Source organism: Vibrio superstes (genome assembly GCF_003569005.1).
In the GTDB taxonomy this organism is placed as follows: domain Bacteria; phylum Pseudomonadota; class Gammaproteobacteria; order Enterobacterales; family Vibrionaceae; genus Vibrio; species Vibrio superstes.
This window is the reverse complement of record NZ_BCUR01000004.1, coordinates 551,425-575,946: the sequence shown is the minus strand read 5'-3', so window position 1 is coordinate 575,946 and position 24,522 is coordinate 551,425. Positions and strand designations below refer to the sequence as shown.

At 44.7% G+C, this 24,522-nt stretch carries 21 protein-coding genes; 10 read left to right on the top strand and 11 right to left on the bottom strand.

Annotated features, from left to right (window positions below):
• Positions 1-2: 2 nt before the first annotated feature.
• Positions 3-2,255, bottom strand: a complete 2,253-nt coding sequence (gene ptsP / locus D5I41_RS10630) for a phosphoenolpyruvate--protein phosphotransferase (protein WP_119009771.1) — start codon at positions 2,253-2,255, stop codon at positions 3-5.
• Positions 2,256-2,267: 12 nt separating this feature from the next.
• A complete protein-coding gene (gene rppH, locus D5I41_RS10625; protein WP_017028921.1) occupies positions 2,268-2,786 on the bottom strand; it encodes an RNA pyrophosphohydrolase in 519 nt (172 codons plus the stop codon).
• A gap of 612 nt (positions 2,787-3,398) precedes the next feature.
• Between rppH and mutH the strand changes: the two genes are divergently transcribed.
• Positions 3,399-4,061, top strand: coding sequence for a DNA mismatch repair endonuclease MutH (gene mutH, locus D5I41_RS10620; protein WP_119009770.1), 663 nt, complete (start codon positions 3,399-3,401; stop codon positions 4,059-4,061).
• Positions 4,062-4,076: 15 nt separating this feature from the next.
• On the opposite strand, the gene D5I41_RS10615 is transcribed toward mutH, so the two are convergent.
• Both D5I41_RS10615 and D5I41_RS10610 read right to left on the bottom strand, forming a co-directional pair.
• Positions 4,077-4,388, bottom strand: a complete 312-nt coding sequence (locus D5I41_RS10615) for a DUF6482 family protein (protein ID WP_017031250.1) — start codon at positions 4,386-4,388, stop codon at positions 4,077-4,079.
• Between the two features lie 125 nt (positions 4,389-4,513).
• Positions 4,514-5,425, bottom strand: coding sequence for a hydrogen peroxide-inducible genes activator (locus D5I41_RS10610; RefSeq protein WP_017031251.1), 912 nt, complete (start codon positions 5,423-5,425; stop codon positions 4,514-4,516).
• A gap of 195 nt (positions 5,426-5,620) precedes the next feature.
• On the opposite strand from D5I41_RS10610, the gene D5I41_RS10605 reads away from it, so the two are divergent.
• Entirely contained in the window at positions 5,621-6,229 is a 609-nt protein-coding gene (locus D5I41_RS10605) for a peroxiredoxin C (RefSeq protein WP_119009769.1), read from the top strand.
• Positions 6,230-6,618: 389 nt separating this feature from the next.
• Positions 6,619-7,356 (top strand): copper homeostasis protein CutC, encoded by a 738-nt coding sequence (locus D5I41_RS10600; RefSeq protein WP_119009768.1) that lies wholly within the window; start codon positions 6,619-6,621, stop codon positions 7,354-7,356.
• A 41-nt stretch (positions 7,357-7,397) separates the two neighbouring features.
• On the opposite strand, the gene phoU is transcribed toward D5I41_RS10600, so the two are convergent.
• From phoU to D5I41_RS10580, 4 genes are all read right to left on the bottom strand, one after another.
• Positions 7,398-8,099: a phosphate signaling complex protein PhoU gene (phoU, locus tag D5I41_RS10595; protein ID WP_119009767.1), complete on the bottom strand. Its 702-nt coding sequence runs from the start codon at positions 8,097-8,099 to the stop codon at positions 7,398-7,400.
• A gap of 15 nt (positions 8,100-8,114) precedes the next feature.
• Positions 8,115-8,933, bottom strand: a complete 819-nt coding sequence (gene pstB, locus D5I41_RS10590; RefSeq protein WP_119009766.1) for a phosphate ABC transporter ATP-binding protein PstB — start codon at positions 8,931-8,933, stop codon at positions 8,115-8,117.
• Positions 8,923-10,554, bottom strand: coding sequence for a phosphate ABC transporter permease PstA (pstA, locus tag D5I41_RS10585; RefSeq protein ID WP_119009765.1), 1,632 nt, complete (start codon positions 10,552-10,554; stop codon positions 8,923-8,925). The genes pstB and pstA overlap by 11 nt, the downstream gene beginning before the upstream one ends.
• 61 nt (positions 10,555-10,615) lie before the next feature.
• Positions 10,616-12,796: an ABC transporter permease subunit gene (locus tag D5I41_RS10580; RefSeq protein WP_119009764.1), complete on the bottom strand. Its 2,181-nt coding sequence runs from the start codon at positions 12,794-12,796 to the stop codon at positions 10,616-10,618.
• Between the two features lie 200 nt (positions 12,797-12,996).
• Here D5I41_RS10580 and ppk1 point away from each other — a divergent pair, with 200 nt between their 5' ends.
• Both ppk1 and ppx read left to right on the top strand, forming a co-directional pair.
• The gene (ppk1, locus tag D5I41_RS10575) at positions 12,997-15,090 is read left to right on the top strand and encodes a polyphosphate kinase 1 (protein ID WP_119009763.1); all 2,094 of its coding nucleotides are present in this window, start codon (positions 12,997-12,999) and stop codon (positions 15,088-15,090) included.
• A 4-nt stretch (positions 15,091-15,094) separates the two neighbouring features.
• Positions 15,095-16,627, top strand: coding sequence for an exopolyphosphatase (gene ppx, locus D5I41_RS10570; protein WP_186811108.1), 1,533 nt, complete (start codon positions 15,095-15,097; stop codon positions 16,625-16,627).
• Positions 16,628-16,649: 22 nt separating this feature from the next.
• On the opposite strand, the gene D5I41_RS10565 is transcribed toward ppx, so the two are convergent.
• From D5I41_RS10565 to phoB, 3 genes are read right to left on the bottom strand one after another with little or no spacing between them, the layout of a single operon-like run.
• Positions 16,650-17,603 carry a PstS family phosphate ABC transporter substrate-binding protein gene (locus tag D5I41_RS10565; RefSeq protein WP_119009761.1) on the bottom strand — a complete coding sequence of 318 codons (954 nt, stop codon included), beginning with the start codon at positions 17,601-17,603 and terminating at the stop codon, positions 16,650-16,652.
• Positions 17,603-18,913: a phosphate regulon sensor histidine kinase PhoR gene (gene phoR, locus D5I41_RS10560; protein WP_119009760.1), complete on the bottom strand. Its 1,311-nt coding sequence runs from the start codon at positions 18,911-18,913 to the stop codon at positions 17,603-17,605. The genes D5I41_RS10565 and phoR overlap by 1 nt, the downstream gene beginning before the upstream one ends.
• A 36-nt stretch (positions 18,914-18,949) precedes the next feature.
• Positions 18,950-19,639: a phosphate regulon transcriptional regulator PhoB gene (gene phoB, locus D5I41_RS10555; RefSeq protein WP_017028935.1), complete on the bottom strand. Its 690-nt coding sequence runs from the start codon at positions 19,637-19,639 to the stop codon at positions 18,950-18,952.
• Between the two features lie 182 nt (positions 19,640-19,821).
• Here phoB and rdgC point away from each other — a divergent pair, with 182 nt between their 5' ends.
• The 5 genes from rdgC to D5I41_RS10530 all read left to right on the top strand — a co-directional run bounded on the left by rdgC (position 19,822) and on the right by D5I41_RS10530 (position 23,903).
• The gene (gene rdgC, locus D5I41_RS10550) at positions 19,822-20,730 is read left to right on the top strand and encodes a recombination-associated protein RdgC (RefSeq protein WP_119009759.1); all 909 of its coding nucleotides are present in this window, start codon (positions 19,822-19,824) and stop codon (positions 20,728-20,730) included.
• 139 nt (positions 20,731-20,869) lie between these two features.
• Positions 20,870-22,243 (top strand): prephenate-dependent tRNA uridine(34) hydroxylase TrhP, encoded by a 1,374-nt coding sequence (trhP, locus tag D5I41_RS10545; RefSeq protein WP_119009758.1) that lies wholly within the window; start codon positions 20,870-20,872, stop codon positions 22,241-22,243.
• Between the two features lie 3 nt (positions 22,244-22,246).
• On the top strand, positions 22,247-22,501 hold the full coding sequence (locus D5I41_RS10540; RefSeq protein ID WP_017028938.1) for a YfhL family 4Fe-4S dicluster ferredoxin: 255 nt from the start codon (positions 22,247-22,249) through the stop codon (positions 22,499-22,501).
• 86 nt (positions 22,502-22,587) lie between these two features.
• A complete protein-coding gene (locus tag D5I41_RS10535) occupies positions 22,588-23,043 on the top strand; it encodes a DUF6314 family protein (protein WP_119009757.1) in 456 nt (151 codons plus the stop codon).
• 29 nt (positions 23,044-23,072) lie between these two features.
• Positions 23,073-23,903, top strand: a complete 831-nt coding sequence (locus D5I41_RS10530) for a DMT family transporter (RefSeq protein WP_119009756.1) — start codon at positions 23,073-23,075, stop codon at positions 23,901-23,903.
• The last annotated feature ends 619 nt before the right edge of the window (positions 23,904-24,522 follow it).

Below are 24,522 nucleotides of genomic sequence, written 5' to 3'. Positions count from 1 at the left end.
CATTAATGTTTTCCGGGCCGAACAAACCCGGCAAGGTCTCGTTTCTCTAGGTAGTCGAAGGCAAGCTTATGCACATCAGAGGCATAGGCTTTGGTTATGGCTTGATTGGCAAGCGCCTCTAAATCATCAAGATTTGATTGCCTAATCACGTATTTTATATTGGCTACGTTGGCTGAGTTCATGCTGAGTTGCTTGAATCCCAAACCCAGTAACAGTAAAACACCGATAGGGTCACCCGCTAACTCACCACAAATTGAAACTGGGATTTTTGAGTATCGGCAAGCATCGTGTATTTGTTTCAGCGCCATCAATACAGAAGGGTGTACCACTTCATAGAGCTCTGAAACTTGGCTGTTATTTCGATCCACGGCTAATAGATATTGAGTAAGGTCATTAGTACCCACAGAGACAAAATCAATGCGCTTAGCAATCACCGGCAGTAGATAGATCATAGAAGGTACTTCAAGCATGATGCCGACTTTAGGCTTTTTCACACGCGGATGAGTGAGCGCCACCTCATGATACGCCTGAGCAATCAAAGAGAGTGCGGAGTCTAATTCAGGCACGCCCGAGATCATAGGTAAAAGGATCTTCAGTTCACTCTTTTGACCGACACTCGCTCTCATCATCGCTCGTACCTGAATCAAGAAGATATCAGGGTGGTCGAGAGTAAAGCGAATCCCCCTCCAGCCCAAGAATGGGTTTTCTTCTTCCATTGGGAAGTAAGGTAGTGATTTATCCCCACCAATATCTAACGTCCTCATCACAACAGGTTTCCCTTGTGAGTACGCCAACACTTTTCGATACGTCTCCACTTGTTCATCTTCGGAAGGGAAGGCCTGCTTAACGATAAAGGATATCTCGGTACGATAGAGTCCCACACCATCCACAACATCAAAGAATGAATAGCTCGCGTCGCCGCCCAATCCGGCATTAAGCAAAATAGTGATTGGAACCTTATCCGAGGTCAGCGCTGGCTCACGCACCTCTGATTCAACCATAGAGCGAACTTCTTGCTCTTCAGCCAATAGCTTCTGATAGTCGCTCATCTCTTTAGCTGTAGGGTTTAGCAATACCTCACCGCTATAGCCGTCTAAGATAATATGTCTGTCATCCGCTTCAATACCATTGAGGTTCGAACCAATGACCGAGGGTATGCCCAAAGCGCGAGAAAGGATTGCAGCATGGGAGTTTACCCCGCCTTGCAATGAAATCACCCCTAGAAGCTTGTCTCTTGGTACTGACGCCAGCAATGTCGTTGTGAGTTCATTCACGACAAAGATAACCGGTTTCTCGAGTTTGATTTCTTTGGTTTGCGAATGATAAAGGAAATACAGCAGTCTCTGACCTAGTTCCCTAACATCTTGAGAGCGCTCTTGAAGGTAAATATCATTCATACGAGCAAAGTGATTAGAGTAACGCTCTATCACCTGACGCAGCGCCCAATCAGCAGTATCCCCTTTTTCTATCTGTTTAATCAGATCACCCCGAAGTTTGGGGTCATTCAACAAGTGAGTAAACAAATCAAAGATTGCTAAGGCATCTTTATTAAGGTCGCTATCGAGTTGCTTTCTAAGGCGTCTAAATTCGGTCAGAGCCGACTCTACCGCTACGAGTAGCCATTCCTTGTCTTTCTCGGTATCAATAGCAGATGCTGGAGATACATCTTTGAGTAAAGGCTCATCGTTACCACGCCAGATAGGTCCAATCGCAATCCCATTACATGCAGAGAGACCTGTAACAGTGGAGCTTTTTCTTTCTTGTAGAAGCCAGTTACCTTGCTGCTGCTCACTGGCAATAAGCACGGCTAACTGAGCGGCGAGAGTCACTAGAAAAGACTCTTCGGTATCACTAAATAATCGAGGCGTTTTCTGTTGGATTACCACCACACCGAGCATTCGCTTGCGGTGGACGATAGGCGTCGCTAAAAAAGCTTGATAGACATCTTCGCCAAGCTGGGGAAAAAATTTAAAATCAGGGTGAAGAGAAGCTTTTGCAACGTTTAAGGGTTCTGCTGTTCTGTGGACTAAGCCAACCAAACCCTCTTGAAAGCCTATATGCAGGCGCTCACCAGAAAAAGTCAGCCCCTTGGTTGCCATTAACTCAAGGCGCTGCTTTTGATGATTAGAAAGGTAAATGGTGCAACATTCGCTATTTATAGCATCACAGGTACGTTCAACAAACACCTCAAGTGCTTGATGTATATCCTCGACCCGAGATACGTGCTCAACTATATCCCTTAGCTGATTTAGCATTATTGCGCCTCACTACCCTTTACGGTGTTTGCGTTTTCGGTTTTGCTTTCGATCTGTGAACGGCATAGCAAAAGAAGCGAATTCTTTCATTGCTCTGCGGTAGACATCCCTTTTAAAAGAGACAACTTGTCTCACTGGGTACCAAAAACTTACCCAACGCCATCCATCAAATTCTGGAGTTGGTCCTCTTTGCATATTCACCTGCGATTCATCACAGGTGAGTTGCAATAAGAACCATTTCTGTTTTTGCCCGATACAGACAGGTTTGGAGTCCCAACGCACTAATCTTTTTGGTAAGCGATATCTCAACCAATGACGACTAGTAGTGACAATTCTTACATCTTGTTTGGTTAATCCGACCTCTTCATACAATTCTCGGTACATCGCCTGTTCTGGCGTTTCACCGTCGTCGATTCCACCTTGTGGAAATTGCCATGAATGTTGTCCGTATCGTTTAGCCCAAAACACTTGACCGTGGTTGTTACATATTACGATTCCCACATTTAAGCGGTAACCATCGCCATCGATCACTGGCTAACCTCTACTGATAAATTTTATATGAGTCGATTTTTCCACAGATCCCCCAGTTGAGCAAATGCAACCGTAGTAAAAGTTGTTAAACTATGAAGTCCGAATACCAATATTGGATAAATAGCGAGCAAATCTTACTTTATCAACAGAGTAACGTTGTTTAGTGCTATTTATTCACTATATCTGTGAGTAACTTTGTGAGAAAACTTGAGATAATTAATGTACGGACTAATTTTTGATCTCAATGAAAACTACAAAACCATATTCAAAAAATAATTAATCTTTTAATATCAATAGTATAAATGAAAAATCGCGTATAGATCACTCAGGGTTAAACTGCTTAATATTTGATCCTTTAGGATCGTTTAAAATTCAACCATACACTCATTTATCCACACGCCAAGGTTAGAGAGGCATACTTAAGTCAGCAAAACAAGCATATAACGTGACATAAACTCCTGTTTATTTATACATAAGTATCAATTATTACAGTTATTATCACCCACCCTGTGGATAACCTTCATTTTGCACTCTAGTTGGCTTATAATTGCCCATTCCCCTATCATCAAAGATCTTTGATAAATAACGATCTTTTGCAAATGGAGATCAGCTTTGCAGACAACTCCCCCACAATCCGAACGAGAACTGCTAGACAGGGCAGAATCGTTAGCTGGATATTCCTTTGCTGAATTAGCAGAAGAAGCGGGTATTGAGGTGCCAACGGATCTTCGTCGTAATAAAGGCTGGGTAGGTCAACTTATCGAAGCTCACCTTGGTGCTGAAGCAGGTAGTAGACCTGAACAAGATTTTGCTCACCTTGGTATCGAACTAAAAACAATCCCTCTTAGTCACTCAGGTAAACCTCTAGAGAGTACCTTTGTTTGTGTCGCACCCTTGACTGGAATTCATGGACTAACATGGCAGCAAAGTCATGTCAGGCAAAAACTCAGCAAGGTATTGTGGGTTCCCGTAGAGGGAGAGAGAGAGCTACCGATTGCAGAGCGCCACGTCGGCTTTCCTAAATTATGGACACCATCTCATGAGCAAGAAACATTGCTGAGAGAGGATTGGGAGGAATTAATGGAGATGATAGCTACAGGGCGTATCCACGAGATCAGTGCAAGGCATGGTGAGGTAATGCAAATTCGCCCCAAAGCCGCCAATAATCGAGCCTTGACTGATGCCTATGGCGCTAGTGGTAAGCAAATAAAGACGTTGCCTCGAGGTTTCTACCTACGAACGCACTTTACTCACTCTATTTTGCTTGAAAGCTAACAGCTCGAATGAGGGCTAATAACTCTTAAGAGACAACTCAATATCGCAATAAGGCTTATCTTCCGGTGAGCCACACTCGTCATAAGCATTATGCAGTCGCAGGTATGCGCTATCTAACCCAAGCTTAATCAACTCTTCTTTGACGATCTCCAATGAAGCAAAAGACATAGGCTTATCGTCTTCACGTATCGGCTCAAGCTTGTGCTTAAATTCAACAGCAAGCTGATAAGTAGAAAGATCAGCACACCCGATAACGAAGACTTTTGGCACTTCCATATGCCTCTCGATATCAGCATGAATCCATTGGTCGAACTGATGTTTTTGCATGATACACCCCCACACTACTTTTTAGTAAAGACCACCAGCTATAGAGGATCAACTAAATTGGGGATCTTTCTGAAAATTAGACTCATTTAGATATACGCAAGGGAGCAGACAATGTGGCTCTATCGTTATTTCTCTAATAATTTCTCGATCACTTCGGCCAGTTGAGCAAAGGTTTCTGTTCGGGTACTGCTTGGCCTCCACACTAACCCTATATTGCGATAAGCCTGACGACCTGGTGGATCGATAACACGCAGTGAATGGTTTGCCAGTAGCCCGTGATCAATCGCCATCTGAGGAATAAAGGTGGTGCCCAGACCATTGGCCACCATCTGCACTAAGGTATGTAAACTCGTTGCAGTAAATGGGTTTATCTTGCTCTTTTCAGTCAGATTACACGCTGAAACGGCATGATCGGTAAGGCAGTGCTCTTTTTCTAGTAAAAACACCGACTCATCAGGGAGATCCGAATAATGCAATGGAGTCTTTACACTTCCAGCTTGAGATTCACTGATCACCATTCTAAATTGATCTCGCCCAACAACCTTGCTGGCAAAGTTACCGATATCCACAGGCAGGGCTAGCACTAAAACATCCAATTGCCCATCTTGCAAAGCCGTCAGCAGATTTGCAGTGGTGTCTTCTCTTAGTAATAAGGTCAAGTCGGGGAAGTTTTTGTTCACCTCATGAACCAGGCCACTGAGAAGAAACGGGGCAATCGTTGGGATAGCCCCCAGCCTCAATTGTCCCTGCATTGCGCCGCCACACGCAAGTTGGCCAAGCTCCATCAAATCTTGACTCTTAGTGAGCAGCTCTCGTCCTTGTTTAACCACCATTTCACCGATATGGGTAAATACCAATGCACTCTTCTTATCTTTCTTCTCGTACAGTGAACAACCAAATTGTTCTTCGAGATTCTGGATTCCTTTACTTAAAGTAGATTGGCTAACAAAACACAGCTGAGCGGCCTCACCAAAGTGACGCGTTTCATGCAAAGTGATCAGATAATGAAGCTGTTTGAGACTGGGCCATTTATTCATATTAAGTTCAAAAATTACCGTCGGTTATCATTCGTTTTGTGCGCTGGTTAACAAGTTTTAAACATCGCTTTTTTCGATTGACTTAATCTATTTAATTCGCTTTTTTCAATAGTATATTGTGTATTATAGTTTGTCCCGTACAAACATGGACCAAGCCTGAAACACAGGCATCATTACAAATTTTAGGAGTTCAAAATGGTATTAGTAGGCCGTCAAGCACCAGATTTCACAGCAGCAGCTGTACTAGGCAATGGTGAGATCGTTGATAACTTCAACTTTGCAGAATTCACTAAAGGCAAAACAGCGGTAGTTTTCTTCTACCCTCTAGACTTCACTTTCGTTTGCCCATCTGAGTTGATCGCGTTCGACAACCGTTTCCAAGATTTCCAAGATAAAGGCGTTGAAGTAATCGGCGTTTCTATCGATTCTCAGTTCTCTCACAACGCATGGCGTAACACTGCCATCGATGATGGCGGTATCGGTCAAGTTAAATACCCTCTAGTTGCTGACGTTAAGCACGAAATCTGTAAAGCGTACGATGTTGAGCATCCAGAAGCAGGCGTTGCTTTCCGTGGTTCTTTCCTAATCGACCAAGACGGTCTAGTTCGTCACCAAGTAGTTAACGACCTTCCTCTAGGCCGTAACATCGACGAAATGCTACGCATGGTTGACGCTCTTAACTTCCACCAGAAAAACGGTGAAGTTTGCCCAGCACAGTGGGAAGAAGGCAAAGCAGGTATGGACGCATCTCCAAAAGGTGTTGCAGACTTCCTATCTGAGCACGCTGCAGACCTAAGCAAGTAATTTACTACTTGTAACTAGTTAACGTTAAGCCGGCCAATACTTTGTATTGGCCGGCTTTTTATTATTTGTTGATTAGGGTCTGTTGGCCTTTTGAGGTTACTTTTTGTAGCGATTTGTTGGGTATTAATACAAGGCAGTCGCTTTTAGGTGTGGTGGTTCCACATGAAAAGTGACTAACGCGGTAGAAATGACCAACAAAGCGCTACCCGAAGGGCTCGGCAAGAAGGGCTCGTCCAGAAGCCATTTACTCTTCGTTGAGCGACTTTTGCTTAGATGACTAGGCGGCAAGTCCCTCGCCTTGATAAAATGTCTTCTGGTCAAGCAAAATTTAATCGCACAAGGTCAACAGACCCTAGGTATAATCGTAAAAAATCACTTGGCCTACACCTATGACCTATCAACTTGAAGTTTGTATCGACAATATAGAATCCCTGCACACGGCTATTCGCGCTGGTGCAACACGTATCGAGCTTTGCTCTTCACTGGCTCTTGGTGGACTCACTCCTAGCTTAGGGTTCATGAAGCAAGCTAAACAAGCCTCTTCTATCCCAATCTACGCAATGATAAGACCTAGACAAGGCGACTTCCTATTCTCAGAAGAAGATCTCGACATCATGCTTGCCGATGTTCAGGCTGCGAAAGATGCGAACTTAGATGGTATCGTTATTGGTGTTTTGACCACTGATGCCAAGGTAAACGTTTCTATGTGCAAGAAGCTGATAGACGCAGCATCAGGAATGGGGGTGACGTTTCATCGAGCGATCGATCAGTGCCAAGATGTTGAGCAAGCATTGGAGGACGTTATCTCCCTTGGATGCGAACGAATCCTGACGTCGGGACAAAAAAGCACAGCACAGGCAGGTCTCGAAACACTGGCTAAGCTACATCAACAAGCAGCTGGACGAATTCAAATTATGGCCGGAGCTGGCGTTAATGCTGGCAATGCGCTAGAGATTTTGAATAAGACAGGCATCAACGAGCTGCACCTGTCAGGAAAAACAGTACGCGCAAGCAAAATGAAGTGTATTCAAAACGAAGCTCAAATGGGCGCAAGTGACGTCGATGATTTTCAAATCCCAGTGACTGGATTTTCTGCTATCCAATCAGTGAAAAACCTTTACCAATAAGAGTTCCAGTAAGTCTTCTATGAAGTAAAGAGTAAGGAGACTTACTCTTTATCTTTGTATTTGTAGATTTCTTTATCGTCAGAGTGCCTGACGTCTTTACCCTTCACGCAGTAAATGATGTATTCACAGATATTCTGACAACGATCCCCGACGCGCTCGATAGCTCGGGCTGACCACATCACCTGCAAGATAGTGGGAATCATTTCCGGTTCATCCATCATATTTTGGGTGAGCTGACGGATGATATTCTGATACTCTTCATCCACTCTATCATCGATCTCATAGATGTGTGCCGCCGCGTCAATATCAAGGCGAGCAAAGGCATCAAGCACTTGATGAAGCATATCAATAGCCAATCGACAAAGAGGCTCAAGGGAGTTTTGATAGCGAGGGTCTGCGCTTTTATTTTCCAAAGAGGTACGAGCAAGACGCGAAGCAACATCTCCAATGCGTTCGAGCTCAGTGATGGTCTTGATAATGGTCATTACCAACCTTAAATCACCTGCTGTAGGCTGACGCCTTGCGATGATCCGAGTGCACGCCTCATCGATAACGACTTCCATAGAGTTTACATTATGGTCTTCGGCCACTACCTTTTTCGCCAGCTCATAGTCTTGCTTAACCAGCGAGCGCAATGCGTAAGCCAATTGCTGCTCTACCAGTCCTCCCATAGTGAGAACATGGCTTCGAATAGCCTCTAGCTCAACGTTATATTGCCCCGATATATGGCGACCAGTATGCATTTAGTTTACTTCTCCTTACCCTATTCGACCCGTTATGTAATCTTCAGTTTTCTTCTCTTTCGGTGATGTAAACACCGTATCTGTATCCGCGTATTCAACAATTCTTCCCATATGCACAAACGCGGTATAGTCACTCACTCTAGCGGCCTGTTGCATGTTATGGGTGACTATGACTACCGTATATTTTGTTTTTAAATCGTTGATCAGCTCTTCAATGGTGAGTGTAGAGATAGGATCCAATGAAGAAGTCGGCTCATCGAGTAGCAAAACTTCTGGTTCAATGGCAATGGCTCTGGCAATGACCAACCTTTGCTGTTGACCCGCTGCGAGGTTCACTGCATTTTCATGGAGACGATTTTTCACTTCATCCCATAGTCCTGCGCCGCGTAATGCTTGTTCACAACAATCATCCAGTACTCGACTGTTTCTAATGCCTTGTAAGCGAAGTCCAAAAACCACATTCTCGTAAATGGTTTTAGGGAATGGATTGGGTTTTTGAAACACCATACCAATTCTTCGTCTTAACGCGGATACATCGACCTCTTCATCGTAGATATCCTTGCCAAGTAATCGAATATTGCCTTCGACTTTACACCCCTCTATCAAATCGTTCATTCTGTTGACCGAACGCATGATAGTTGACTTTCCACAGCCTGACGGACCTATGAAGGCCGTTACCTTGCCTTTAGGTATTCGCATAGAGATATCATGTAATACCTGCTTTTGACGATAAAAAAGGTTGAGGTTTTCTATCTCTATCGCAGTTTTTCCTGCAGGCAGGTTAGCAACATCAAGAGGCTTCAATACATTTATGGTTGCAGGGCTAGAATACATGCTCATCAAATCCTAAATTTCGGTAACTGTTGCGTAAAGAGTTTCGTATGCGAATCGCAATTAGGTTCAAACCGATAATAACGGTAACAAGCAACATAGAGGTCGCGTATACCAGTGACTTGGCACTTTCTAAATTAGTGGTTTGAAACCCAGCATCATAGATATGGAAGCCAAGATGCATAAACTTACGCTCTAAATGTATATAAGGAAATTGGCCATCAATAGGCAGGTTAGGCGCAAGTTTCACCACCCCAACTAGCATCAGTGGCGCCACTTCACCAGCCGCTCTCGCCACCGCTAAGATGAGTGCGGTCAGCACAGCAGGAAGCGCCATTGGCAATACCACTCTAAAAATGGTCTCAGATTTAGTCGCTCCAAGAGCAAACGCGCCATCTCTCACCGATTTGGGAATACGCGACAAGCCATCCTCAATGGTCACTACTACCACTGGCAGAGTTAACATTGCTAAGGTCAACGAGGCCCATAGCAAGCCTGGTGTGCCAAAGGTGGGCGCAGGCAAGTTATCAGAGTAGAACAGATCATCGATGCTCCCCCCTAGGGTATATACAAAGAAGCCTAAGCCAAATACCCCATATACTATCGACGGAACACCGGCGAGGTTCTGTACTGTGATTCGAATCAATCGAGTCAGCCAATTATTCTGAGCATATTCATGCAAATATAATCCTGCGAGCACCCCAAGTGGCATCACAGCCACCGACATGAGTAAGACTAACAGTATGGTGCCGAATATTGCGGGGAACACACCACCTTCGGAGTTGGACTCGCGAGGTTCCTCATACAAGAACAATGCGCCTTGGTGAAACCAATGCCCCACTTTATCGAGCAAGGTCATCTGGTTTGGATACCAAGCATCTAAAATCAAAGAAAAGCTGATACTGTGAATATCGCCATTCATGTCCTTTACCACCAGCATACGCTGCTCTATTTGCTGGCGAATTTCCTCTATTTGCAGTTCGGCTTGAGTTCTGTTGGCATTCAGCTGATCTTTGGTAGAGACCAATTGCGAAATTCGTTGTTTATCCATCGAGTTGTCAGCTTGCAAGCGACGCAATGCCTGATCTGCTCTTCGCAATCCATCACTTGCGGGTTCAACCTGCGTATCGACTATAGACTCAATCTTATCTCTCTCTCCTTGAGTAAGAGCCAGTAACTCTTTTATCTCTTTTGCAGAGCTAATTGGGTGTTTTTCACCTTGATCCTCGAAGGCTACAACACGACCAAAGAACTGGCCGCCTCTTCTTCGTTCTACTACAAGTAAATCAGGTTCAGCAACAGGCTGTGACCAATCATGAGAAAACTCGGAGACAAAATCCCCCCCATAGATATCTCGGTTACCCACCTTAATCACCAGACGCTCAAGCTCGGGAAGAGTTTGAGTTTCTAGTTCACTTCGCAAAGTGCTAGGAATAGCTTGGCGTTGGGTTATGGATAATTGAGACCAGGGCACCTGTTGTGTTTGGTAAATCTGGCCAATTAATGGCTGATCCGAGTCGTTCTTCCACTCATAAACTGTTTGTGGCCAGAAATGACTCATGCCCTTCCAACCGATAAACAGCAGTACGGTCAGCATTGAAAGAATACTGATCGTCACTGCCATGGAAGTTAACCATATCCAAGGTTTACCCGACCTAAACCACTTAATCACTCAATATACCTGCCTATAGAGATCGATACTTATCACGAAGACGCTGGCGAACACTCTCACCGACGCTATTCACGATAAAGGTAAACAAAAACAAAATCAGTGCTGACAAAAACAGCAATCGATAGTGAGAGCTGCCCACTTTTGATTCCGGTAGTTCCGTCGCAATAGTTGCCGTCAATGAACGCAAGCCTTCAAACACATTCCAGTCGGTTATTGGCGTATTTCCCGTCACCGTTAGCACTATCATGGTTTCTCCCATTGCGCGCCCTAATCCCAACATAATGGCGGATATAATGCCGGGGCTCGCCGTCAATAATACGACTCGAGTCAAGGTTTGCCATTCGGTAGCGCCTAGCGCCAATGCACCGTTGGATAAATGCTTAGGCACAGAATAAATAGCATCTTCCGAGATGGTAAATATGGTTGGGATAACCGCAAAGCCCATCGCAATACCAACGATTAAGGTGTTGCGCTGTTGATAATCCCACCCCTTATCGGCAAGAAAGTAAATCAAGCCGTCATCAAAGAAGAGCTTTTCCAAGTATGGCGAATATTCAAACAGTCCCCACCAGATCAGAACAATCGCTGGCAGCAAAGTAATTAAGTGTAATCCCTTGGGCACTTGAGATTTTACTCGCAATGGTAGCGATGCCCATAAACCACCACACCCAAGAGCGGTAAGCGGAATAACCACAATGCTCAGCATAAAGGCGAGTAGATTTTTCTCCATAATAGGCGCAAGCCAAACAGCCGCAAGGAAACCTATCACCAAAGTCGGTAATGCTTCCATTAATTCAATCGCCGGTTTAATGGTATTTCGCATCTTGGTCGACATGAAATAGGCGGTATAGACGGCGCCTAGTACAGCGATAGGTACTGAGAACAACATGGCATACAGCGCCGCTTTAATCGTACCAAACACCAATGGGACAAGACTAAACTTGGGTTCGACATCTTCTGCTGACGCAGAAGTTTGCCACACGTAACCCGGCTCCGAGTAACCCTCGTATTGCACCTTTTGCGTCAGCTCTTTTACAGAGATCTCAGGATGAGGGGCATCAATGCGAAAGCGCTGGATTTTATCTTGATACACACTCATCAAGTAACGATCGTTTTGCGATAAGGCGCTCAATAATGGCGGGCTATCAGTGCTTATGTTTAAAATCGGCTTAGAGCGTGTCGCATAAAAAAGACTGTGTGTTCCATCGGCACCAATAGTCCAAAAGCCTTTAGTCGTATGCTCTGAAAGTATATTTGTCACCTCAGCGCTGGTGGTATATTTTCGAGCGGTCTGCAAGCGTCTTTCATTTTGAAACACCAAGAACCAAAATTCGAGATCTTCAGTGCCATTAGAGACAATGGCGCCTTTATCTCCACTGAGAAAATTGAACTCTCTATTACTCCCTTGTTGTGTTTTCTCTTGATGCTGAAACGCTAGCCTAAACTCTTCCGTCCTGGTGCGCCGAAAGAATAATTTAGCCGTGTCTCCATCAAGCACTACCACATAAAGCCCATCTCGAGCGATATACAGGCCGTTGATGTCATCAAACACCATAGGCAACGACACTATTCGATAGCTATTCCCTGCAAAGTAATCAAAGACTTCTACCTCTGTTTCACTCGCTCTAGCGAGCACCGCACCAGCAGGTAGTACGGAGAAATCTAAATATTGAGTATTAAAGTTGGGATTGTCGAATCGCAGAGCCGAAAGCTCACGATTCACTCTCAAGTTAGGCGTGTATACCTTTCTAGTTTGCGAATGAGAGACGATAAATTCAGGCATGACCACCTCTATATTGCCACTCGCATCTAACATTGCCGTCCATGGTTGCGGAGAGTCCTTCGCTATAGCTACCGGATCTTTTTGCGCCAAGGCTCGGTTGATCACCTTAATATCATCATCTAGCGAGAAGTAAATAACCTCGCCTTTGTTATTGATTGCTGTGCCATTTCGACCCGTATTATCAATGTTGACATCAATGAATGAATCACCGGAAACAGGCAGGTGATATTCCGTTTGCTGATAGGTGGATGTACCAAAAATCGGCAGGGTTTCTGAAATGAAATAAATAAGAATGCCGAATAAGCCCACCAGCATTCCTAGGCCACTAGCCTTGACCAATACGGTTATCAACTTATCTTTGATCAGACGAGCTCTATTGGTCTCTTTTAACAACGATGTAGCCCTATTCATTTAGTGTGATCTTCTTTGATCCGATGATTGTAACTCAAGCATTTGACATAAAGGTGACACAAATTAGTAATAGTTTGTGCGACACATTTCCTTACACGCAACGTGACCACTGTCACATGGCTGAAATCTAACTGCAATAATATTCACTCCCCCCATTTTAGCACTAGACTTGCATTGCAAACTAGAAAACGGAACAGAAGATGAGCACAGAAAAACTGTATGTAGAAAAAGAACTTAGCTGGCTTTCTTTTAATGAACGAGTCCTGCAAGAGGCCGCTGATAAGTCGGTTCCCTTAATAGAAAGAATCCGATTTCTAGGCATATTTTCCAACAACCTCGATGAGTTCTACAAGGTGCGATTTTCCGATGTTAAACGCCGTATTTTGATCAACCAGGAACGAGGCCGCCAAGATAATTCAAAACGTCTACTCAGCAAAATGCAAAGCAAGGCAATGAAACTCAATCAGCGATTTGACGACTTGTATAACGAATTACTTCTCGAAATGGCCCGCCGCCGTATCTTCTTAGTCAACGAAGCGCAGATCAACGAAACTCAGCAACAATGGCTCAAAAAGTTCTTTCGTAAGCAAGTACTGCCCCATATCACGCCTGTCGTCATGCATGAGGATATTAATGTACTGGATTTCCTCAAAGATGAATATGCTTACCTAAGCGTAGCGTTAGTTAAAGACAACGTATCGCAATACGCACTGCTCGAGATCCCAACCGATCACCTGCCACGCTTTGTTATGGTGCCAGAGCAGAAGGGAAAGCGTCGTAAGACTATCATCCTGTTAGACAATGTGATTCGTTACTGCCTAGACGATATCTTCAATGGCTTCTTTGAGTACGATGAAATCAACTGCTATTCAATGAAGATGACCCGAGATGCGGAGTACGATCTCAGTCACGAGGTTGAGCACAGCTTACTTGAGCAAATGTCGGAAGGCCTGAGTCAGCGTTTATCCGCCATGCCTGTACGCTTCGTTTACGAAAAAGACATGCCACGTGAGATGCTGGAATTCCTATGCCGAAAACTTGAGATCTCCAACTATGACAGCTTAATACCGGGTGGACGCTATCATAACTTCAAGGACTTTATTGGCTTTCCAAACGTAGGTCGAGATTACCTGGAAAATAAGCCATTGCCACCACTTAAATCCGCCGTATTTGAGCAGTACAACAACAGCTTTGATGCCATTAGTGCTGAAGATATTTTGCTTCATTACCCCTACCATACCTTTGATCACGTCTCTGAGCTTGTCAGGCAAGCATCGTTTGATCCAAAAGTGATCAGTATTAAGATCAATATCTACCGCGTCGCTAAAGACTCAAAGCTCATGAATTCATTGATTGACGCAGTGAATAACGGCAAGAAAGTGACCGTTGTGGTTGAGTTGCAAGCGCGCTTTGATGAGCAAGCAAATATCTTATGGTCAAAGCGCTTAACCGACGCTGGAGTGCAAGTGGTTTTTGGTGCTCCCGGCCTAAAAATACACTCTAAGTTGCTATTAATTAGCCGCCGTGAAGGTGAAGAAATAAAGCGCTATGCTCATATAGGGACTGGTAATTTCCATGAGAAAACAGCTCGTATCTATACCGATTACTCTCTGCTGACCGCCAAGCCAGAGATTACTGATGAGGTTCGTAATGTCTTTGGTTATATTGAGAACCCTTATCGCCCTGTTGCCTTTCATCAGTTGATCGTCTCTCCAAAGAACTCACGAAAGCGCCTCTACAAGCTAATAGATAATGAGATAGAAAATGCAGAATTGGGCAACAAAAGTGGGATCACCCTTAAGATCAATAACCTTGTAGATAAAGGGCTGATCAACAAGCTCTATCAAGCGAGCAGTGCTGGTGTCTCTATACGCATGATCATTCGAGGCATGTGCTCGCTTGTTCCAGGAGTAGACGGGATCAGCGAGAATATCAAAATCATCAGTGTCATAGACCGTTTTCTTGAGCACCCGCGAGTCATCATTGCCGAGAATAATGGCGACCCTAAGGTATTTATCTCATCGGCAGATTGGATGACCAGAAATATAGAGCACCGTATCGAGGTAGCAGCACCGATTAATGATAATAAGCTAAAGCAAAGAATCATTGATATTATGGAGCTACAATTTACAGATACCGTTAAGGCTCGATGGATCGACAAGGAGATGTCGAACAGCTACGTGGCACGAGGAAATCGCCGCAAGGTTCGCTCTCAAATCGCTACCTACGAGTATATTAAACAAGTAGAAAAGCAGGCTAGAAGACTGAGTGAGCAAACAATTGAAGCATCCTGACGTGATGCACAACAGTGAGGCTACCCCAGAAAAAGATATTGCAGCCATTGACCTCGGCTCCAATAGCTTCCATATGGTTGTGGCAAAGGTGGTAGGGCAAGACCTACAGATAATCAGTCGCCATAAGCAACGAGTCAAATTGGCTAGTGGACTGGATTCGCATAACAATCTCACCAATGAGGCCATGCAACGTGGCCTCGATTGCTTGAAGATGTTCGCCGAACGACTCGACGGGTTCAAAACAGGCAATGTGAGAATCGTTGCCACCCATACCCTGCGTATTGCCAACAATGCGCATTTATTTATTCAGCGAGCAAGGCAAGTGCTTCCCTTTCCCATAGAGGTGATTCCGGGAGAAGAAGAGGCGCGCCTTATCTATTTAGGTGTTGCTCACACTCAACCCGTATCGAAAAGCAAGCTAGTTATCGATATCGGTGGTGGTAGTACCGAGCTTGTGATTGGTGAAGGCTTTGAAGCAGAGCTGGTTAATAGCCAACAGATGGGGTGTGTTAGCTACGCTCATCGCTACTTTAGTGACGGAAAGCTAAATAACAAGAACTTCACTGCCGCAAACCTTGCTGCCCTGCGAGAATTAGAGTTTCTGGCGAAGCAATACAAGCGACATGGCTGGGAGCTAACCTTAGGATCATCAGGAACGGTAAAAGCCATTCGTGAATGCTTGATTAGCCTGGACTATGAAGACGGAATCATCACACCCAAGCGCCTCAAAAAGCTGGTGAAGCATCTTTGTGAGTTTAAGAAGGTAGAAAAGATAGCGATTAAGGGCATTATTGAGGAGCGACTGTCGGTGCTCGCCCCTGGAGTTGCTCTCTTACAAGCCATTCTGCAGTCCCTAGAGATCGAAGAACTTCATTACTCTTCTGGCGCTCTGCGCGAAGGGGCAATGTATGAGATGGAAGAGCGCTTTGCCCATTCCGATATTCGTATGCGCACCGCCGAAAACCTAGCTCTTCAACACAGAATCGATGTCGAGCAAGCCAATCGAGTGAGACAGCACAGCAAGCATTTCCTTAAACAAGTGATTGCCGATACGGACTTAGAAAAAAGCAGCGAATTGGTCAAGCTACTCAACTGGGCAGCCTTATTGCATGAAGTAGGATTGAGCCTGAGCTATCGTGGCTATCACCGACATTCTCATTACCTTCTTCAGCATACCAATATGCCCGGCTTCAACAGCGAGCAACAAAGGTTGATCGCCACCCTAGTTCGATATCACAGGAAGGCTTTAAAGCTCAGTGAGATGGACGAGTTTAGCTTATATGCCAAGGAAGACATCCTTGAACTTATCAAGATTTTGCGTCTCTCCATTGTGATTAATGTCTCGCGAAATGATGCAAAGGCCGGCCTTTGGCAACTCACCATTGAGGATGGCGATTGGGTATTGTCTCACTCGGATTTAGACCATTTACGAGAAAATCGCTTATTGATATCAGACTTAGAGCAAGAGCAACTCTATTGGCAAAGTGCCAGTTGGGGATTGAGATTCGAGTTTGGTGATTTACTTGAAGAAAGATAGCGAAAAGGGCTCACTGAGCCCTTTATAGTTTCAAATCGACCTTGGTCAGCTCTTTTTGAGCCAGCTCACGGGAGATAGGAATATACCCCTCACGAGATACCGCTTGTTGCCCTTGCTTAGAGTAGATAAAGCGAATCAACTCACGCTGACTTCGCGGCAACGCCTTATTCGGCTGTTTATTAACATAGATATAAAGCTGGCGGCTCAGTGGGTACTTACCGCTAATAATGTTCTCCGATGTTGGTAACGTATAGTTATCATCAAACTCAGCAATTGGAAGCAGACGTGTGCCTACCGCTTTAGACGCTACACCCGAGTACCCGATAGAGGATACCGACGAAGCAACGCCTTGAACCACAGATGTGGCCCCCAACAACTCATTAACCGAGCTATCAAAGTCTCCACCACACAATACTTTACTCTTAAACACACCATGAGTGCCCGATACCGGATTACGTCCATACTTTTGTATTTTTAGCTTACCCCAAGGCTGCAAAACCCCAAGGTCACTCCAGGTATTGATATATCGATTGGTGCCACAAAAGTAAGTGGTGGAAAAGATCGCATCTAGCTGAACAAAGTTTAGTCCTTGAATTGGGTTGTCTTGATGTACAAATATGCCCAAAGCATCAAGTGCCACTACGAGCTCAGTAGGTGCATAGCCATATTCACGCTCAAAAGCGGCAATTTCACTCGGCTGCATTTCACGACTCATAGGCCCAAACTGCGCCGTCCCCTCAGTGAGAGCAGGAACAGCCGTTGAGCTGCCTGAGGCTTGAACCTGCACATTGACGCTAGGATAAAGAGCAGAAAACTCTTCTGCCCACGCAGTAATAATACCCGCAAGGGAGTCTGAACCCACGGATGTTAGATTACCGGAGATCCCTTGAATGGCTTTGTAATCTGGTAAAGGGGTTGATGCACTGCAAAAGGACGTCACAAAAACCAACAAACCAGCAATCAACGAGCGTCTCACTATTGTGCTAACTCCCTAGCGACTAAGCGTTTAGGCAGCACAAACGAGAATTGACTGCCCTTGCCCACTTCACTTTGTATTTCTAGCTGTGAATCGTGATGACTCAGGGTGTGCTTCACGATTGCCAGACCTAAACCACTGCCACCCGTTTCTCTTGAACGTGCCTTATCCACCCGATAAAAGCGCTCGGTCAGCCTATGTAAATGCTGAGGTTCGATTCCCTCACCAGTATCGGCGACTTGCAAGTAAGCACCTTGTACGGTCTCATTCCAGGTAACATGAATATGAGAGCCCGCTGACGTATATTTCACCGCGTTATAAACCAAGTTAGAGATGGCGCTGCGCAGCTGGTCTTCATCACCCATTACCTTCAGTGACTCATCAATATCAAATTTAAGCTGATGTTCTTTACTACCACTTAGTGCCTGAGCTTCTTTCTCGAGCACATGCAACATGCGAGGTACATCGACAATATCATCCCCCCCTCCCATCGGAGCGGCTTCGATCTTAGATAGCGTCAGAAGCTGATTGACTAGGCTGTTCATTCGATTGAGCTGCTCAGTCATGACTCCATGAGCTTTTGGCCACATTGGGCCCACCAACATATCGGGATCGGCCGTCATTTCTAAGTAGCCCTGCAATACCGTCATCGGCGTGCGCAGTTCATGAGATACGTTGGCAAAAAAGTTACGACGCATACCCTCAAGGGTTTTAAGCTGAGAAACGTCACGTACTACCATTAGGTGCTCACCGTCGGTATACGGCACAATACGTAGTTCCAGTATACGCTCCACATTTAATGGAGAACGCATCTCTAAAGGCTCTGAAAAGTCATTCTTATTCAGATATTTAATGAAATCTGGAGAACGAAGCAGATTGGTAATAGGGAGTTCAGAATCTTCAGGCCAGCGAAAGCCCAGCAGTTGCTGCGCTAGTCGGTTACACCAAACGATATTGCCTTCATCGCGAAACACCACTACCGCATCGGGCAAGGATTCTGCACCATTACGAAAGCGGCGAATAAGCCCAGTGAGCTCCTTTCGCTTACGGCGCTGACGCTGCTGCAAGCGATACATGCCATTAAACAAAGGCTCCCAGTTACCGGAGCTTGAAGGAGGTGAAAGGCGCTTGTCATTCCACAGCCACTGTGAAAAACGGATTTGATTATGCAGATGCCACCCTAATTGCAATACGGTGGCAATCAGCAGCATCCATGGCATGTATCCTACAAACCATCCAAGCAAAACCCAAGGTGTATAAAAAAAAGCCAGCTCTAAAGCCAGCTTTCTCCATGTCAGTTTTTCTACCATCTAAAGGCGTACTCCAGAGTTCGACGAGCCTGCTGGTTAGGCTTTGGTCGAGAATCGGTAACCTGCACCGCGTACAGTTTGAACAAGTTTATGATGCTCAGTGGCTTCCAGTGCCTTACGTAGACGACGAATGTGAACATCGACGGTTCTATCTTCCACGTAAACATTGGTGCCCCAAACATGGTTCAGAAGCTGCTCACGGCTATAGACACGCTCTTGGTGCGTCATAAAGAAGTGCAGCATCTTAAATTCGGTTGGTCCCATATCCAGTGCTTGGTCATGAGCCGTCACTCGGTGTGATACCGGGTCAAGACGCAGTCCTTGCACATCAATCACCTCTTCTGTTGAGGTTGGCGATGCACGACGAATCACTGCTTTCAGACGAGCAAGTAGCTCTTTTGGTGAGAAAGGTTTGGTGATGTAATCATCAGCGCCTACCTCTAGGCCCTTCACCTTATCTTCTTCTTCTCCACGAGCAGTCAGCATCACAACTGGAATGTTACGCGTCATTTCATCTCGCTTAAGGTGCTTGATGAAGTTAATACCAGTACCACCAGGCAGCATCCAATCTAAAAGGATCAAGTCTGGAAAGGGTTCTTTGAGCATACTTACCGCGGTATCGTAGTCTTCAGCTTCTACCGTTTCATAACCTTTTTGTTCTAAAACAAAGCAAAGCATTTCGCGAATTGGTGCTTCATCCTCTACAACTAGGATTCTTCTAGACATTTTTCTGATAACCTCGATTATTCGTAAACTCGGCTTATTATCTTGCTAAATTATGACACTTTTGTGTCTATTGAAAACAAAAAATCATAATAAATTCATCGCACAAGACGAATATTGTATTAGGCATAGGTACAAACCTTCCTTTATCATTAGGTTTTCCCATTGCAATACAGAGACACATCATGTGGTTTAAAAACTGCCTAGTCTATCGCTTCAACCGTGAAGTAGACATACAAGCTGAAGCTCTTGAAGAGCAACTTAAAGAGTTTCAATTCAAGCCTTGCGGCAGCCAAGACAAACAAAAATTTGGTTGGTCTTTTGCGATGCCAGGCCAAGACCAATTACTCAGCCATGTAGCGCAAAATCGCATTCTGCTGTGTGCAAAAAAAGAAGAAAAACTGCTTCCAGCATCAGTGGTCAATGACGCTGTAGCGAACAAGGTTGATATGCTCGAAGAGCAGGAAAACCGACGTCTGAAGAAGACAGAGCGCGATACCATCAAAGATGAAATCCTTATGGATTTACTGCCTCGCGCCTTCACTCGTAGCCAACTTACTTACCTGCTTGTTTCCATCGAAGATGGCGTCATTTTAGTGGATGCTGCTAGCTCGAAAAAAGCAGAGGATGCGCTTGCGCTACTGCGTAAAACTATCGGCAGTTTACCTGTAGTACCAGCCCTACCAGAGACACCGGTTGAGACAACATTGACCGCGTGGGTTAAGGGCGAAAGCCAACCAACTGGCTTCGAAATCCTCGCTGAAGCAGAGCTAAAATCAGCGCTAGAAGACGGAGGCATCATTCGCTGTAAGCAGCAAGATTTACAAAGCGAAGAGATCCTAAATCATATCGAAGCGAATAAGTTTGTTACAAAATTGGCGTTAAATTGGCAGGATCGTGTCGAGTTTATCCTTGCTGAAGACGCGAGTTTGAAGCGAATTAAGTTTGGTGAAGAGGTAAAAGATCAAAACGAAGACATTCCTCGTGAGGATAAAGCCGCTCGTTTTGATGCTGACTTTTCATTGATGAGCAGTGAATTGCTGGCTTTGGTGGGCAATTTACATACCGAATTAGGCGGTTTAGAGAAAAACTAACCCTAATTACCCACTACATTCTGTGACATGTATACTTTTTAGTGGCGATTTTTGCGACGATCCCGTAAAATTCGCCCTCCTTATATCTCGCTACAAGGTGGCGAGATCCTGACTTGAAATCAGAATAGAGTATAAAAACATGTTCACACCAGAATTACTTTCTCCTGCGGGTAGCCTAAAAAACATGCGCTACGCATTTGCATACGGCGCAGACGCGGTTTATGCAGGCCAACCACGATACAGTCTTCGTGTTCGTAACAACGAGTTTAACCACGAAAACCTACAAATCGGTATCAATGAAGCACATGCCCAAGGCAAGAAACTGTATGTGGTTTGTAACATCCAGCCTCATAACTCTAAGCTAAAAACCTTTATCCGCGACCTTAAGCCCGTGGTTGAAATGGGCCCAGACGCTCTGATCATGTCTGATCCAGGCCTTATCATGATGGTTCGTGAAGCATTCCCGGATATGCCTATTCACCTATCCGTTCAGGCAAACGCGGTAAACTGGGCTACAGTGAAGTTCTGGTCTACTCAAGGTGTAGAGCGCGTTATCCTTTCTCGTGAGCTTTCTCTTGAAGAAATCGAAGAGATCCGTGAGCACTGCCCTGAAACTGAGTTAGAAATTTTTGTACACGGTGCTCTTTGCATGGCCTACTCAGGTCGTTGCTTACTGTCTGGCTACATGAATAAACGTGACCCTAACCAAGGTACATGTACCAATGCTTGTCGTTGGGAGTACAAGGCAGAGAAAGCTACGGAAGATGACGCTGGTCAAATCGTTGAAATTCAAGAAGCCGTGACTACTGAAAACCAAGATCGCCCTGACAATACTCTAGGTCTTGGTAAGCCAACGGATGAAGTGATTTTGCTATCAGAATCTCATCGTCCAGAAGAAAAAATGGCAGCATTTGAAGATGAGCATGGTACTTACATCATGAACTCTAAAGATTTACGTGCAGTTCAACACGTAGAGCGTTTAACTAAAATGGGTGTACACTCACTGAAAATTGAAGGCCGCACTAAGTCTTTCTATTACTGTGCTCGTACAGCTCAGGTTTACCGTAAAGCTATCGATGATGCTGTAGAAGGCAAGCCATTTGATCCAAACCTACTAGGTACTCTAGAGAGCCTTGCTCACCGTGGCTACACTGAAGGTTTCTTGCGTCGCCATACCCATGATGCTTACCAGAATTATGAATACGGTTACTCAATATCAGACTCTCAACAGTTTGTAGGCGAATTTACCGGCAAACGCCGTGGCGACTTAGCTGAAGTAGAAGTAAAAAATAAATTTTTGGTCGGTGATAGCCTAGAGCTAATGACTCCAGAAGGTAACGTTGTTTTCAATCTTGAACTAATGGAAAACCGTAAATCTGAAAGCATCGACGATGCGAAAGGTAATGGACACTTTGTCTTTATCCCAGTACCAGAAGATATGAACCTAGAGTTTGGCTTGCTAATGCGCAACCTAGGCGCTGGTCAAGATACTCGTAACCCATCAGGTAAATAATCGATGGCTCTATTGATCCAAAAAACGTGCATAAATTGCGATATGTGCGAACCTGAATGTCCGAACGATGCTATCAGTATGGGTGACTCTATCTACGAGATAGACCCAAATCTGTGTACTGAGTGTAAAGGGCACTATGACGCACCTACGTGCCAATCGGTGTGTCCGATTACCAAGTGTATTATTACTGACCCTCAGCATGTAGAGACCGAAGAGGAACTACTAGAGAAGTTTGTGATTATTCAGGGTATGGCATAGAGCCACTAAAATTATCATTCTATAAAATCCGATACTCATTAGTGACTATCGGATTTTTTTTAACTAAGGGAAGACAGAGAGCGACTATGTTTGATCTTTGGCAACAGCTGCAATTGATTAATCACTACCAATACCAATCAAAACCCGGAGTCAATTCAGTGATGGGCTGGGCGGGAGAAGGGAGTGGTTCAGTCAACATAGAGATGGAAGGAAACCATACCCTTTACTTTAAAGAGCAAGGCCGTTTCACTCTCGAGCAAAATGGACATACTGTCGACACTCAAAACGAGTTCATATGGCAACGTCTGGACGCTTCGAAAATTAAACTGCTGCACAGCCGCTTCGGCAGAGAGAACGCAGTAGAGCTATTTGTACTCAGCTACAACGCTGAGACAAAACAATGGATTAGTGATTCAGCACATGTCTGTGGTGATGACCTATATAGCGGCATGGCCAAATGGAATAATGACTCTATCGAGTTTAATTGGTCAATCAGCGGTCCACGTAAACAAGAAAACTTGCATTATCGCTATACGAGGTAGTTTTGGGATATTTAATCATTACAACGATCATGTGGTCGTTATCGTTCAGTTTAATTGGTGTCTACTTAGCGGGACAAGTGGATGCGTATGTATCGGTTTGGATTCGTATCGCATTGGCAGCAGTAGTCTTTTTACCTTTGCTTCGCTTAAAAGTGGTTAAAAAGTCCGAAGCACTGCAGCTTATGGGTATTGGTGGTATCCAGCTTGGTTTAATGTACATTTTCTACTATCAATCCTTCTTGCTACTTACGGTACCAGAAGTATTAGTGTTTACTGTATTTACCCCAATTTATGTCACCCTTATTTATGATGCCCTCAAAAAGCAATTCAATCCTCTGTATTTAGTCAGTGCTTTTATCGCTGTCATCGGTGCTCTGGTTATTCGCTACGACAACCTAACCGAGGATTACCTTATCGGCTTCTTGGTCGTTCAGTGCTCTAACCTTTGTTTTGCATTTGGTCAGGTTGGCTATAAGTACTTCAAAGAGAGCCGCGAAGAAATGGCGCAGCGAGATATCTTTGGTTGGTTCTATATTGGTGCTTTAGTGGTCGTCACCATCGCGTGGGCTATCTGGGGCAAAGCTGAACTGCCTACAGACCCAACTCAAATTGGTGTGCTGCTTTGGTTAGGTATCGGCGCTTCCGGCTTGGGTTATTTCTTATGGAACAGAGGCGCAAGCCAAGTAGACCCTGGTTACCTTGCCATCATGAACAACGCACTAATCCCTGCAGGATTGATTGTTAATGTCACTATCTGGAATAGAGATGTAGATATGACTCGTCTTATCATTGGTGGAGGCATCATCCTGCTAGCGTTGTTTATTCATTCTAGAATAAAGCGAAAGGTCGGTAAGAGTTAGTTCTGATCGTTTTGATTGAAGAGGCTGCCGAAAGGTGGCCTTTTTTGTATTTGAAGCAAGGGGTCTATGGAGCAGACTAACGACTCTCGTTGATCTCATTAACTTTTGGTATTAGTAAGTCATAAACGTAAAAAAGCCCTAGTCTTCCGGCTAGGGCTTTTTATTAGTGGCTTCGTTCACGGGACTCGAACCCGCGACCCCCGGCGTGACAGGCCGGCTTTCTTTCAAGGAATAACTAACCAACTGAACTGCCAGTCCGCAGTAGTTTGCGAGGGGTCAGAGTAAAACCCCAATATATGATATAAATCAGATACTTACAGGATTTACTCTGACCTCCTTTAATTTCATTCAAATGTAAAAAAGCCCTAGTCTTTCGACTAGGGCTTTTTATTAGTGGCTTCGTTCACTGGACTCGAACCCGCGACCCCCGGCGTGACAGGCCGGCTTTCTTTCAAGGAATAGCTAACCAACTGAACTGCCACTCCGCAGTAGTTTGCGAGGGGTCAGAATAAAATCGCAATATCTGATATAAATCAGATACTTATAGGATCTACTCTGACCTCTTTTAATTTCATTCAAATGTAAAAAAGCCCTAGTCTTTCGACTAGGGCTTTTTATT